15 protein-coding genes are annotated in these 14212 nt (G+C 35.0%); 12 read left to right on the top strand and 3 right to left on the bottom strand.

The features are described from left to right. Nucleotides 1-115 precede the first annotated feature (115 nt). From trpC to RT037_RS03190, 9 genes are all read left to right on the top strand, one after another. Nucleotides 116-895, top strand: coding sequence for an indole-3-glycerol phosphate synthase TrpC (trpC, locus tag RT037_RS03230; protein WP_313028108.1), 780 nt, complete (start codon nt 116-118; stop codon nt 893-895). Nucleotides 896-912: 17 nt separating this feature from the next. After that, nucleotides 913-1602 carry a phosphoribosylanthranilate isomerase gene (locus tag RT037_RS03225; protein ID WP_313028106.1) on the top strand — a complete coding sequence of 230 codons (690 nt, stop codon included), beginning with the start codon at nt 913-915 and terminating at the stop codon, nt 1600-1602. Nucleotides 1603-1663: 61 nt separating this feature from the next. After that, nucleotides 1664-2026, top strand: coding sequence for an IS200/IS605 family transposase (gene tnpA, locus RT037_RS03220; protein ID WP_313028104.1), 363 nt, complete (start codon nt 1664-1666; stop codon nt 2024-2026). Nucleotides 2027-2288: 262 nt separating this feature from the next. Then, nucleotides 2289-3473, top strand: coding sequence for a tryptophan synthase subunit beta (trpB, locus tag RT037_RS03215; protein ID WP_313028103.1), 1185 nt, complete (start codon nt 2289-2291; stop codon nt 3471-3473). A 189-nt stretch (nt 3474-3662) separates the two neighbouring features. Beyond that, nucleotides 3663-4211 carry a DoxX family protein gene (locus RT037_RS03210; protein ID WP_312323785.1) on the top strand — a complete coding sequence of 183 codons (549 nt, stop codon included), beginning with the start codon at nt 3663-3665 and terminating at the stop codon, nt 4209-4211. Continuing rightward, nucleotides 4211-4945, top strand: a complete 735-nt coding sequence (gene trpA / locus RT037_RS03205; RefSeq protein WP_312323787.1) for a tryptophan synthase subunit alpha — start codon at nt 4211-4213, stop codon at nt 4943-4945. Before RT037_RS03210 ends, trpA begins: the two co-directional genes overlap by 1 nt. A gap of 343 nt (nt 4946-5288) precedes the next feature. Further along, the gene (gene tyrS, locus RT037_RS03200; protein ID WP_313028100.1) at nt 5289-6584 is read left to right on the top strand and encodes a tyrosine--tRNA ligase; all 1296 of its coding nucleotides are present in this window, start codon (nt 5289-5291) and stop codon (nt 6582-6584) included. 93 nt (nt 6585-6677) lie between these two features. Continuing rightward, nucleotides 6678-7499, top strand: a complete 822-nt coding sequence (locus RT037_RS03195) for a hypothetical protein (RefSeq protein WP_313028099.1) — start codon at nt 6678-6680, stop codon at nt 7497-7499. Nucleotides 7500-7646: 147 nt separating this feature from the next. Continuing rightward, nucleotides 7647-8285 carry an alpha/beta hydrolase-fold protein gene (locus tag RT037_RS03190; protein WP_312324648.1) on the top strand — a complete coding sequence of 213 codons (639 nt, stop codon included), beginning with the start codon at nt 7647-7649 and terminating at the stop codon, nt 8283-8285. Between the two features lie 127 nt (nt 8286-8412). Here the strand turns inward: RT037_RS03190 and RT037_RS03185 are convergent, their stop codons facing one another. Further along, nucleotides 8413-9081 carry a head GIN domain-containing protein gene (locus RT037_RS03185; RefSeq protein ID WP_313028097.1) on the bottom strand — a complete coding sequence of 223 codons (669 nt, stop codon included), beginning with the start codon at nt 9079-9081 and terminating at the stop codon, nt 8413-8415. Nucleotides 9082-9237: 156 nt separating this feature from the next. Between RT037_RS03185 and RT037_RS03180 the strand changes: the two genes are divergently transcribed. From RT037_RS03180 to dnaJ, 3 genes are all read left to right on the top strand, one after another. Beyond that, nucleotides 9238-10761 carry a S41 family peptidase gene (locus RT037_RS03180; protein ID WP_313028095.1) on the top strand — a complete coding sequence of 508 codons (1524 nt, stop codon included), beginning with the start codon at nt 9238-9240 and terminating at the stop codon, nt 10759-10761. Nucleotides 10762-10822: 61 nt separating this feature from the next. Then, the gene (locus RT037_RS03175; protein WP_079665615.1) at nt 10823-11362 is read left to right on the top strand and encodes a nucleotide exchange factor GrpE; all 540 of its coding nucleotides are present in this window, start codon (nt 10823-10825) and stop codon (nt 11360-11362) included. Nucleotides 11363-11399: 37 nt separating this feature from the next. Continuing rightward, complete coding sequence (gene dnaJ / locus RT037_RS03170; protein ID WP_313028093.1) at nt 11400-12521, top strand: molecular chaperone DnaJ; 1122 nt, start codon at nt 11400-11402, stop codon at nt 12519-12521. A 261-nt stretch (nt 12522-12782) separates the two neighbouring features. Here dnaJ and RT037_RS03165 read toward each other — a convergent pair whose 3' ends face one another. Further along, the gene (locus RT037_RS03165) at nt 12783-13118 is read right to left on the bottom strand and encodes a DUF2207 domain-containing protein (RefSeq protein WP_312323714.1); all 336 of its coding nucleotides are present in this window, start codon (nt 13116-13118) and stop codon (nt 12783-12785) included. Between the two features lie 297 nt (nt 13119-13415). Beyond that, nucleotides 13416-14063, bottom strand: a complete 648-nt coding sequence (locus tag RT037_RS03160) for a metal-dependent transcriptional regulator (RefSeq protein ID WP_312323715.1) — start codon at nt 14061-14063, stop codon at nt 13416-13418. Nucleotides 14064-14212: the final 149 nt, after the last annotated feature.

Raw genomic sequence — 14212 nt, 5'->3', positions numbered from 1 at the left:
GTCTTTTCCGCCTTCCGTTCCCACTCTTTTTTGCCAAAGCTTTTGCCATGCAAAAAAAGGAGTTCCACTTAAGTCGGGACGCAGATTCTACAACAATAGAAAATTAAGTAAAAAAATGACAATTTTAGATAAAATCATAGAACGTAAAATGCAAGAACTGGAAGTTTCAAAAACGAAAGTCAGCCTTCAACAATTAAAAGACTCCGAGTTTTTTAACAGAGAAACTATTTCCTTAAAAAACACTTTAAAATCAAAATCTGGCATCATTGCAGAATTCAAAAGACAATCACCAAGCAAAGGTATTATCAACAATCAATTTTCGTCTTTGGAAGTTGTTACAGCTTACGAAAAATTTGGAGCAAGCGCGGTTTCTATTTTGACAGATTCAGATTTTTTCGGCGGAAATTTTGAGGATATTATTTCTGTCAGAAATCATATTAACATTCCGATTTTGCGTAAGGATTTTATGATAAATTATTATCAATTTTATGAAGCCAAAGCAATCGGCGCTGATGTCGTTTTGCTGATTGCAGCTTGCCTTTCTCCAACACAAGTTTCAGAATTTACAGATTTAGCACATCAACTTAATCTTGAAGTTTTATTGGAAATCCATTCAGAAAAAGAACTAAAACACATTAACAACAACATCGACTTTGTCGGCATCAACAACCGAAATCTCAAAGATTTCAAAGTCGATTTACAAAATTCGCTTAATCTCAAAAATCAATTACCGAAAGACATTTTATCCATTGCTGAAAGCGGAATTTACAATGAAGAAGATTTTAGATTTTTAAAAGAAAAAGGCTTTGATGGATTTTTGATGGGCGAATATTTTATGAAATCTGACAACCCGAGAAACAAATTTGAAGAATTTGTAACTAATGTATCAAAATAGAAATATATCAACCGACAATGCAATCTCAAATCTCAAATCTCGAATCTCAAATCCAATTAAAAGTCTGCGGATTGACCAAACTTGACCAAATCCAAGACTTGGTTGCGATGGATATTGACTTTTTAGGATTTATCTTTTACGAAAAATCGCCAAGATTTGTGTTAAATCATTTGGCTTTAGAACAAATTTCAGGAATCAATCATAAAGGAAAAGTCGGCGTTTTTGTAAACGAAACAATAGAAAATATTATAAAAATAGCTGAAAAAGCAAAACTCAATTACATTCAACTGCATGGTGAAGAAGACGAAAATTTTGTTTCAGAATTAAGACAAAAACTATCTAATGATGTCCAAATCATCAAGGTTATTCGAGTTGGAAATGACATTTCGGAAGTCAAAAAAAAGTTAGCCGAAATCTCAAACCTCGAATCTAAAATCTCAAATTTATTATTTGATACCGAATCCAAAGCTTTTGGCGGGACAGGAAAATCATTTGATTGGTCAATGTTAAACGAATTAGAAATTCCTATTCCCTATTTTTTAAGTGGCGGAGTTTCAGAAGACAATATCCAACAATTACCAAGTTTAAAACAAAAACCTATTGCCTTGGACATCAATTCAAAATTCGAAATCGAAGCTGGAAACAAAGATTTAGAAAAAATAAAAAACTTTATAACACAAATAAAAAGTCCCAAAAGGACGACTTAAATCAGAATCGGATAAAATCCGATTTATAGAATTCAATTTTTTGAAAAAATAAAATAGAATTATGGCACAGTCATTAGTCAAAAATTATGTTCACATCATTTTTAGCACAAAGAATCGTGTTGACTTTATTGACGAAACAATAGAAAATGAATTGTTTTCGTATATAGCCAGCCTTTGCAAAGATTCCGAAAGTCAGGCTTTACAAATTGGTGGCACAGACAATCATCTACATATTTTATGTTTATTATCCAGAAAAATTGCATTGATAAAGCTTGTTCAAGAAGTAAAAGCACATTCTTCTAAATGGATAAAAACGAAAGCCGAAAAATATGAAAACTTCTTTTGGCAAGATGGTTACGGCGCATTTTCATTAAGTCCAACTAATGTAAATACAGTCATCAATTATATTAAAAACCAACTGTAACATCATAAAGAATTTGGATTCAAAACCGAAATCCTAAATTATTATAAAAAATATCAAATCGAATACGACGAAAAATACTTTTGGGACTAAAAAAACCAAAACTATATAATGATAGGAATAGCTTCCTATCCTTTGCTAAATCGTTCCTTCGGAACTCTTTTCAAATAAAAAATAATATTAAAAACATATAACGATAGGAATGACTTCCTATCCTTTGTTAAATCGTTCTTTCGGAACTCTTTTAAATAAAAAAAATTATAAAATGAACTACAAAAACCCAGATAACAATGGCTATTACGGCGAATTCGGAGGTGCATTTATTCCTGAAATGTTGTACCCAAATGTGAAAGAATTGCAAGAACAATATTTAGAAATTATCGACTCCGAAGATTTCCAAAACGAATATCAGGAGCTTCTTAAAAATTATGTTGGACGTGCAACACCACTTTATTTTTCGAAAAATTTAAGCGAAAAATATCATACCAACATTTATTTAAAACGCGAAGATCTCAACCATACCGGCGCTCACAAAATCAACAATGCACTTGGCCAAGCTTTGCTAGCAAAAAAGCTAGGTAAGCACCGTATTATTGCAGAAACTGGCGCTGGCCAACATGGCGTGGCAACCGCGACAGCTTGCGCACTTCTTGGGCTCGAATGTATCGTGTACATGGGCGAAATCGATATACAACGTCAGGCGCCCAATGTTGCTAGAATGAAAATGCTTGGCGCAAAAGTTGTGCCCGCAACTTCGGGTTCCAAAACTCTTAAAGACGCTGTCAACGAGGCTTTGCGAGATTGGATCAACAATCCAACGACCACACATTACATCATTGGTAGCGTTGTTGGACCGCATCCTTTTCCCGATTTGGTGGCGCGATTCCAAAGTGTGATTTCAAAAGAAATTAAAGAGCAACTTCACGAACAAACCGGTCGCAAAAATCCCGATTATGTTATCGCTTGTGTTGGCGGCGGAAGCAATGCAGCGGGGACTTTTTACCATTTTGTAAACGAACCCAAAGTCAAAATTATTGCTGCCGAAGCTGGCGGTTTGGGTGTAGATTCTGGGAAGTCGGCGGCGACCACTTTTCTTGGGACTTTGGGCGTTTTGCACGGTAGTCAAAGTTTGGTGATGCAGACTAAAGATGGTCAAGTTATCGAGCCACACTCGATTTCTGCAGGTTTGGATTATCCCGGAATTGGACCAATGCACGCCAATCTTTTCAAAGAAAAACGTGCAGAATTTTTCAGTATCAATGATGATGAAGCTCTGAAATCAGCTTTCGATTTGACCAAGCTCGACGGCATTATTCCAGCGCTCGAAAGTGCCCATGCATTGGCGGTTTTGGACAAGAAAAAGTTCGAAAAAGACGATGTAGTCGTGATTTGTTTGTCGGGACGCGGCGACAAAGACATGGAAACCTATCTCAAACATTTGAATGATTAATTTGTGGGCGACTTTTCCGCCTTCCGCTCTCAATCTTTTTTCCAGCACCTAAAACCTTAAAAAAAAAGGATTTCCGCTCAAGTCGGGTCGCAGAGTCGTTAACAGAAGAAAAGGAACTGACAATTATCCGATATTAGAAAAATGTATTATCATGGATAGAAATGAAATATGGAAAAATCCTATCAAAAAATGAAACAACTCAAAATAACAAAGGACGAAATCCTCAACATCTTCGAATGGATTTCTGTAATTATTGTAGCGATTCACATGATTGGATATGGCGTTGGAAAACCTTTACAATTTGGTGACATTTCTAGTTATACGAAACCAGTTAAAAAGCTAGATCCTATGTCGTTGATGTGGGCTTTTTATTCCTATTCAAAACCTTATGTTATAATAATTGGCTTCTTCGAAATTTTGGGCGCGCTTCTTTTAGTAATCCCAAGAACACGACTAATTGGTGGTTTTTTGTTGACAGTTATTTTGACAAACATCATATTGCAAGATTACTTTTTCGAAGTTCTTCAAGGCGCTTTAGCCAACGCCATTTTTTATCAATTGGTTATTTTATTTGTTTTTTATAGACATAGACACAAAATTTTTAAAGCTTACAGAGCCTTGGAAGGCAGATTCACTTTCAAATTTAGATGGATTTATATTCCTGTTGCGATCGTTGTCGCACTGAGTTATGAAGTCATTATGTACGCAATTAATCAACTATTAACATTTATTTTATAATGAAAAAATTAAACATATACTTTACAGCAGGCGTTCCTGATCTTGAAGATACTGGAAAAGTCGCTCAACTTATCCAAGATTCTGGAGCAGACATGATGGAAATCGGTATTCCGTATTCCGATCCTGTTGCTGATGGACCTGTTATCCAAGATGCTCACATTTTGGCTTTAGAAAACGGAATGACCATCGCAAAATTGTTCGAACAACTTTTAGAAATAAAAGATTCTGTCACGATTCCAAAAGTTTTGATGGGATATATAAATCCCGTTTTGCAATTTGGCTTTGAGAATTTTTGCAAAAAATGTCAGGAAGTTGGCGTTTCGGGCTTGATAATTCCAGATTTGCCAGCTTTCGAATTTGAGAAACAATACGGCGAGATTTTAAAAAAGTACAATATTAATTTTAGCTTTCTAGTGACACCCGAAACTTCGGAAGAGCGCATCAAATATTTGGATTTGTTGAGTTCTGGATTTTTGTACGCCGTAAGTTCATCTTCGACAACAGGAAATGCCAACGCAACTTTGAAGAATGATGGTTATCTGAGTCGACTTGCTTCGCTCAATCTTAAAAATCCTGTTTATGTAGGATTCGGAATTAAAAACAAACAGGATTTTGAATCGGTGACCGAAAAAGCACAAGGCGGCATCATCGGAACTGCTTTCGTGAAAATCCTCCTCGAAAATAAAAATTGGGAATCGGAAGCTTTCAACTTTGTGAAGTCGGTCATAGCCTGAGTTTAAGATTAGAAAATTATCGTCAGTTAGAATAGATTTTGAAAAAACCGTATCGAGAACTTTGTTCAAAATAGTTCTCGATACGATTCGCTACTCGAACTGACGCCTTGGTAGAGAAAATATCTTTCCTGAACCAATGATCATAGAACAATAAATCCCCTAGCCCTGATTGACACGGCATCCTTTTGGGTTGGCGTGAGGCGGCGGAGCGCAGCGGAGCCGTCCGAGCGACAACCCAAAAGATATAGTGGAAAGCAGGTTCCTGGCTCCTAAGAATTATCAGCGCTTTTATGAGGCGTGGGAGAAAGCAATTGCTTAACTTTGCAAATTAAATTTTAACCGAATGAATGCATTTATTGAAGAACTAAAATGGCGCGGGCTTTTTGCCGACATGACGCCTGGGATTGAGGAGCAACTTGAAAAAGAGATGACCACAGCCTATATTGGTTTTGACCCAACTGCAGATTCGTTACACATCGGAAGTTTGATTCCAATTAAAATTTTGGCTCATTTTCAACGTCATGGACACAAACCAGTTGCTTTGGTTGGTGGCGCGACAGGGATGATTGGTGACCCATCTGGAAAATCCGCAGAACGAAATCTGTTAGATGAGGCTACCCTTTTGTATTACGTTGATTGTCTTAAAGGTCAATTGTCACGATTCCTAAACTTTGATGGTAACGAACCTAACAAAGCAGAATTGGTGAACAACTATGACTGGATGAAGGATATTTCGTTTTTGGATTTTGCTAAAAATATCGGAAAGCACATCACCGTTAACTATATGATGGCGAAAGATTCTGTTAAAAAACGTTTCTCTGGCGAAGATGGCGCGGACGGAATGAGCTTTACAGAATTCACTTACCAATTGATGCAAGGTTACGATTACCTGCACCTATACCAAACTATGGGTATGAAGTTGCAAATGGGTGGATCTGACCAATGGGGAAACATCACGACTGGGACTGAACTAATCCGTCGTAAAGCCCAAGGTGAAGCTTTTGCATTGACAACTAAATTGATTACTAAAGCGGACGGTTCAAAATTCGGAAAGTCTGAAAGTGGTGAAAACTACTGGCTGGATGCGAAAAGAACCTCGCCTTATCAATTCTACCAATTTTGGTTAAATGCGACAGACGACGATGCTGAGCGCTTTATTAAATATTATACTTTTATCGACAAGCCAGAAATCGAAGCTTTGATCGAGGAACACAAAACGGCGCCACACGAGCGCAAACTTCAGAAGCGTCTAGCGGAAGAAGTGACAATTTGGGTTCATGGAAAAGAGGAGTTCGAAAAAGCGTTGAAAGCTTCGGAAATTCTTTTTGGACGTTCAACTGCTGAGGATTTACAAAGTCTTGATGAAGATTTGTTTTTACAGATTTTTAATGGCGTTCCGCAAAAGGAAATCGCAAAATCGGAAGTTATCGGTGCTAACATCGTGGATTTGGTTTCGGAAAAGTCTGGTTTCTTAAAATCAAAATCTGAAGCTACGCGTGAACTAAAAGGGAATTCAATTTCTGTAAATAAAGACAAAGTTGATGATACTTTTACAGCTTCGGAAGGTGACCTTATCGATGGTAAATTTTTACTCTTACAAAAAGGCAAAAAGTCTTACTTTATCATAAAAGTTGTTTAAGTTTTTATTTAAACCTACATAGACTAAGCTTCCTCAAATCGGGGAAGCTTTTTTTGTGTCAAAAATCTTAATATTCGTTGGACAAACACAATTATGCATCCATTTTCGCTTTCTTTCGAGGACAGTGACAACATTTTCATACAGATATTTACAGTTCTGGCAGCTTTATGTATTGCTGGGACATGGTTCTCTTATCAAAGTCATCGACCAATGTTTCAACGTATTTTTGGAGGAATTGTTGGTGGCGTTGCTTCTTATTTTGTTGCTGTGTTGTTCTTCGGAATTTTTGGAAGTTTTTATACCACAATTAAAGACGAACTAAATCCTAATAAACAAACCGCAACTATTGGTAATTACGACACTTTTACAAGTACTTCGCAAGACTCAAATCGAAGAAATATCGGCAGAGGAACAAGCACTAATACTTACTATAAACCAACTTTAGAATATCGCGATAAAAACGGAAATATTAGACAAGCCAAAGGAGATGTTTCTTTCAGTAAAATTAATCAGAAACCAGTCGGGAGCGTCATAAAAGTTATTGTTGAAGATAACAAAGTTAGGATGCAAGAAACACCTATCAAAACATTTGCATTTGTCATGAACATTGTGACACTAGCTTTTATGTTTATGTTTTACTTTATCTTTTACACTTTTGCAAAAACTGGAGGTTTCGAAGAGTCTTCCAATTTATTGCTTATAATTTTCGCTTACATTGTTTTTCCCATTGCATTTTTTGTTTTAATCTATCTATTCCTAAATATTGGTTACGATTATTTTATCTTAGGCAAAAGGTACACGAGCTTTGGCGGTGCAGTAATTTGTACAGGTTTAGGATTTTTTCTCGTTCTATCTATTTACGGTTTTATTAAGTATAAAATAGAATATGCTGCGAAAAAAAGAAAAAAGCTTTGAAAAAACTTGAAAAGAAAGCGAAAAAAGAAAGAAAGAAAGAAAGAAAGAAAGAAAGAAAGCCTATGCTATTCAACATTAATTATTTATAAGACAATTCGTCATTTAGGATTTTTGCTTCTTTAAAAACTAAAAAAGTATCTTTGCTTTATGGATTTAAAATACCTTCTTAGAGAACCCGAAAATATTACTTCTTCTACACCACTTTTAGTTTTAATACATGGCTATGGAAGCAACGAAGAAGACCTTTTTAGCTTTGTACCAACGCTTCCCAAAGATTGGTTAGTTGTAAGCTTTCGAGCGCCAAAAGACACGCCTTATGGTGGTTATGCTTGGTATGACATCGATCTTACAAATCCCGAAAAATATGTGGATGTGGAACAAGCGGAAGCTGCAATTTCTGGAATAATGGAAGCTATCATGAAAATCAGCAACCAATACGGCTTGGTCGATAACCCCACGCATCTTTGTGGCTTCAGTCAAGGCGGAATTTTGAGTTACGCGATGGCATTACGTTTTCCTCAATTATTTAATAAAATTGCATGTCTTAGCAGTTATCCAGAAGAAAAGCTTTTAACAAACATTGTTAAGGATAAGAAAAAACTAGAGCAATTAAGATTTTTTGTTTCTCATGGGACAGATGACGCTGTTATCCCGATTGATTGGGGACGAAAAGCTGCAGAATTGCTTTACGATTTAAGTTGCTACTTCAGTTTTAGAGAATATATGAGTGGACATGGTGTTAATCAAAAAAATTATATGGATTTGATGACATTCTTCGAGTCTTAATAAATCTCAATTTATTTCTGTGGCATAGCATTTGCAAGCTTTTCTACGAACACAAATAATGGAGAACAATAAAATAAAAAAGCTATTCACAACTGAATAGCTTTTTTTATAATCGATTATTATTGAATTATTTATAATTCACTTTTCCACCGATAACTTTTTTCTCGTTTCGATTTTCTGGATTACCATATACATTGATAATTCCACCTGCACGAGTCGTTGTCGTAACATCTTGACTTGCAAAAACATTAGCTTCACCGCCAGCATTAACAGTCACCGAAGTATTTTCGGACTTCATATCAGCACCTTCATATTTTCCGCCAGCGTTAACAACAACATCTTGTGTGGTAGTTTCACCAGCAATTTTTATTAAACCTCCAGTGTTCACTTTAGAAGTAATAGCTGTGGAGTTTGCAAGAACATCAATCACCGAACCTTCATTTGATATTAAACTTAGATTAGAAGACGTAATTGGAGAAGTCGATGAAATAATAGAGCCTTGGCTCGCTTGGATGCTTCCAAGGTTTTTGTAATACAAGATAATTTTCGTTGCATCACCTTGCATCACTTTAGAAGTGACCATTCTAACTTTTAACTCATTGCCGCTATTTACAAATTCTACATTACTAGCATTTTTTCCAGAAATATCGGCTTTATACTCGTCGCCAGGGATTAGTTCTACATTAATCTGATCAAAAACTTTAAGTTTTGTAAAGCTTCCTACATTTTTCATTTGTGCAAACGCAAGTGTCGTACCTGCTGCAATCATCATTGTGGTCAAAATTTGTTTAATCATAATTTTGGTTCTTATTTAGCTTTTTTAGTCATGACAAAATCAATACCATAATGGGTTAGCAAGATAATTTAATTTTAATTAATTATCATTCATAAATAGTTTTTAAAAACTTTTCAATAAAAACATTACATTTGATTTCGGAAAGATTTATATTCGATGACAAGACTTTATTTATTCGTTTTTTGTTTTTTAATAATAGGTTGTCAATCTGTTAAAAAAGCTAATGCCGAATTCGAAAAAAAAATCCCTATCCAGCAACTACAAGACGATATTGACCAAACCTATGTTTCTCTTAAACGATTTCACCCCGAACTTTATTGGTACATTTCTGAAAAAGATTTAGAAAAGAAATTTGACAGCCTTAAAAACACGATTTCGGAACCGTTAAATAAGCAAGAATTTTATTTTAAACTCGCGCCAGTTATCGCCCAAATCCGAGAAGGTCATCTCCGACTTCGCATTCCACAAAAACAATATACAAAGGCAGAAACAAAAGTTTTCGATAAAAAAACGCCACTTTTTGGTCAATATACCTATCGCATTTCGGATGAGAAAATGATCGTTTATAAACCAAAGGTTGATTCTGAAAAGAAGCTTCTTCCTGGCACCGAAATTTTAGAAATAAATGGTGTAAAAGTTAAAGATTTAATCAAAAAATATCGAAGTGTTATGACTTCGGATGCTTACAACCAAACCTATTACAAATATGCGTTGAGCGAGGCTTTTTTTAATTATTACACTGCAGAATATGGTCTTTTGAGTGAAGCTAATTTAAAGATAAAATTCAAAAATCAGATTAGTGATTTTGCCTTAAAAAGAGTTGATAAAGAGGAAATTAAAAAACAAAAATACACGCCTAGTAAAGAGATAAAAAAAATCTATGATTTTGATGCGAGAACCAATTCTTTCAACCGAAGTATGCGTTTTGCAGTCGCAGATAGCTCTGTCGCTTACATGAAAATAAAAACTTTCTCGGATACAGGTTCTTCAAAATTTTATAAAAAAACTTTCAAAAAAATAAAGGAAGCTAAATCAAAATATTTAATTCTTGATATTAGAAATAATCTTGGTGGTTCTTTGGACGAAATCAACAATCTGTATTCTTACCTAACAACTGAGAACTATACTTTGGTAAAAATGCCAGAAATGACTTTTGAAAATGCTGCGATACATCGTAATTATTTTTACAATTTACCAACAACCAGCAAAATAATTTCAGCGCCAGCTTATCCGTTTTTTATCGCTGGCAATCGTTTTTTATCAGGAAAAAATAAAGAAGGTAAAGCTATTTTTAAAGAATCTGCTGCTAAGGAAAGTAAGTCCAAAAAAGATGCTTTCCAAGGGAAAATTTATGTTTTAGTAAATGGTTCAAGCTTTTCTGCATCCTCTGTTATTTCAGCAAAATTAAAACACGACAAACGCGCCATTATCGTTGGCGAAGAGACTGGCGGCGCTAATGATGGTACTGTTGCTGGTTTCAATAATACGATTGAACTAACCAATTCTAAACTTAATCTACCAATCGGTTTACTTTTCATCCAACCTAACATCGAACCTCTTGGGCAAAAACGTGGCGTAATGCCCGATGTGGAAGTTGATGCCGATTTCTATAATGTCAACCAAGGCAAAGATCTTCAACTCGAATGGATTCTTAACGATATCAAAAAAAAATCGGACTAAATGTCTAAAATTCCGTTTTGGCAGTTTCTTTGTGTAATCTGACAAAGAAATACATAACATTATGGAAGATAACAAAGATATACACGAGGAAAACGAACATTTAACGACTGACGAACAAACCAACACAGAAGAAAACACGACTGACAATGTGACAGCCGAAAAGACTTCTGAGGAATTATTGGCAGAAGAAAAAGACCGTTACCTTCGTCTTTATGCAGAATTCGAAAATTACAAAAGAAGAACTGCAAAAGAAAAGAACGAATTCTTTATGTATGCTAACCAAGACATTATGATCTCGATGTTAGCAATCCTTGACGACTTCGAAAGAGCACTTAAAGAAATTGCTAAAACTGGCAACGAAGACGATATTAAAGGCGTAGAATTGATTTATCAAAAATTCAAAGGAAAATTAATGGAAAAAGGCCTTAAACCAATTGAAGTTAATCCTGGCGACGACTTTAACGTAGATTTTCATGAAGCAATTACGCAAATCCCAGCACCAACACCTGAATTAAAAGGAAAAATTGTTGACGTCATCGAGAAAGGTTACCAACTTCATGACAAAGTTATTCGTTTCACAAAAGTGGTAACAGGAGCTTAAAATCGCTTATATATAAAGCATTTTAGAATTTAAGACAATGGCAAAAAGAGACTATTACGAGATATTAGAAGTTACGAAATCTGCAACTTCCGAAGAAATTAAGAAAGCTTATCGTAAACAAGCGATCAAATATCACCCTGACAAAAATCCTGGCAACGCAGAAGCTGAGGAAAAATTCAAAGAAGCTGCAGAAGCTTATGAAGTCCTAAGTGATGACAACAAGCGTGCGCGTTATGACCAATATGGTCACGCAGGTCTTGGTGGCGCTGCAGGTGGCGGATTTGGCGGAGGCTTCGGTGGCGGCATGAACATGGAAGATATTTTCAGCCAATTTGGAGATATTTTTGGTGGACATTTCGGCGGTGGCTTTGGTGGCGGTCGTCAACAACAAACTAGAGGAACTAACCTTAGAATCCGTATCAAACTTAACCTAGAAGAAATGGTGAATGGTACGCAGAAGACGGTTAAAGTTAAGAAAATGAAGTTGGCAGAAGGTGTAACTTCAAAAACTTGTCCTACTTGTCAAGGTTCTGGCGTGCAGATTAAAGTGATGAACACCATGTTCGGACAGATGCAAACTCAGGCTAATTGTGGAACTTGTAATGGGATCGGAAAAGTTGCTGATAAAATTCCTGCTGGCGCTAATGCACAAGGTTTGGTTAAAACTGAGGAAGAAATCACGATCAACATCCCAGCTGGAGCGAGAGACGGCATTCAACTTAATGTAAGAGGAAAAGGTAACGAAGCGCCTTTTGGTGGTGCAGCGGGCGACCTGTATGTTGTGGTTGAGGAAGAAGTTGACAAATTGATCAAACGCGAAGGCGACAATCTTCACCAAGAATTGTTTATTTCTTTTGCGGAAGCAGCTTTAGGAACTTCTAAAGAAATCAATGTCGTTGGTGGAAAAGTAAAAATCAAAGTTGAAGAAGGCACGCAGTCTGGAAAAATTTTGAGACTTGCTGGTAAAGGTCTTCCAAATATTGAAGGCTATGGTGGCAAAGGCGATATGTTTGTACACATCAATGTATGGACGCCTCAAAAGCTAACTAAAGAACAAAAAGCATTTTTCCAAAGTCAAATAGATAATAACGAAATGGCTGCAGAACCAACTGGAAAAGAAAAATCTTTCTTTGAAAAAGTTAAAGATTTGTTTGATTAAATATTTGCAAAATATATCTAAAACCTACTTTCTGAGTAGGTTTTTTTTATTTAAAAATGTCAGCAACGTTTTTCACAATGGCATAGTGAATCGTCGTAGCAATAAGATTTTCATCTGTTGAAAAAGCAAAAATACAACAAGCCAAAAAATATAAAATCCGATATTATGAATCAGGTCAAGAACTTCCCGATAACTGCCTTTGAAGTAAAAATAAATCGTCAATCCGAAATACAAAAAGCTAATAATCCGATGCGCTAAACATCAAAAATAATCGTCCACGAAAACCTCTTCGAATGGTCTTTCGATATTGATTTCGTAGAGAATTTGACAGATTATCACAAGCCGAATTGATGTTTTCATTTTATCACCATTAATGATAATCTTAGAATCCTGAGCAAATAAATTTCTAACAAGCTGCGCTTCGTCAAGAGACAAATTATTGTCAGGTTCTTTCAAAACTTCTAATTGATACGTGATATTAACTTTTGATTTTCGAATTTTAATGTACTTTTTAACCGCCAAATTAATGATCAAAGTCGACAACATTCCTGTTCTGAAGTCACCATAAATTAAATAAGCCATTTCAGCAGGCGTCATATTTTTAGGCAAAGAAAATTATGGTATGATAATATCTTTTTTCCATTTTCTAGTCATTAAAAAGCAGAGTAAAAAATAGACGATCATAATATCAAAAGCTATCATCACCCAATGTGTATTGTCATAAACAACTCTTTCTAGCTAAATAACATTAGGTTCGTTTTGCATTTTTAGGAATACTTTTTTTTATTATTTCTATTCTATAATACAAATTTTAATCAAAAAAACCAATTTTATATAAAAGGTAAAAGTATCAAACAAAAAAAGCCTTTCAAATTTTAAAAGGCTTATCATTATTTATTTTACTAAAAGTTTTTCGCAAACTAACTTACTAAAAACTTCCTGTTTACCATCAATTTCGATGAGCATCGATTGGTCAAAATTTTCGATACTTATAACTTTCATTTCGGTTCCTAATTGGATATTCCGTTTATTAAGATAATTAAGAAAATCGTCGGAAGATGTTGTGACAGAAGCAAAAACAACATTTTCGTTCTCTTTGCATTGACTTAACTTTTTAAGCTCTGGTTGTACGACAACACCATCTTTATCAGGAATTGGTTCACCATGAGGATCAACTTTTGGGTGACTTAGGATTTCATCCATTTTATCAAAAAAAGCATCAGAATGTATATGTTCTAGTTGCTCTGCAATTTCGTGAACATTCTCCCAACCAAATCCCATTTTTTCCACCAAAAACATTTCTGTTAGACGATGTTTTCTCACGATGAGCGCAGCCTCTTTCCTACCCGATTCGGTAACACGGATTGGTTTATAAGATTCGTAAATCACCCAATTTTTCTCTGCAAATTTTTTAATCATACTGTTCACAGATGGCATTTTAATTTGCAAACGTTTGCTAAGATCATTTACAGAAACCTCGTGTTCATCACTCATTAGATGATATAAGGCTTTCAAATAATTTTCTTCTGTTAAGGAATTCATACATCAAAGATACAAAATGTTAGATTAACTTAACTTTAAAACTAACTTTTAATAATTTCGACATTTTTATTGAATTAAAAACGATTAAAACCATATTATTATTTGTAATTTTGAAAGCAATTTTAAATTTAATACTGAAAATAAAAATA

This window comes from Soonwooa sp. (assembly GCF_032062245.1).
Taxonomy (GTDB): Bacteria; Bacteroidota; Bacteroidia; order Flavobacteriales; family Weeksellaceae; genus Soonwooa.
Note: the sequence above shows the minus strand (reverse complement) of the source record. Positions and strands in the feature narration are given on the sequence as shown.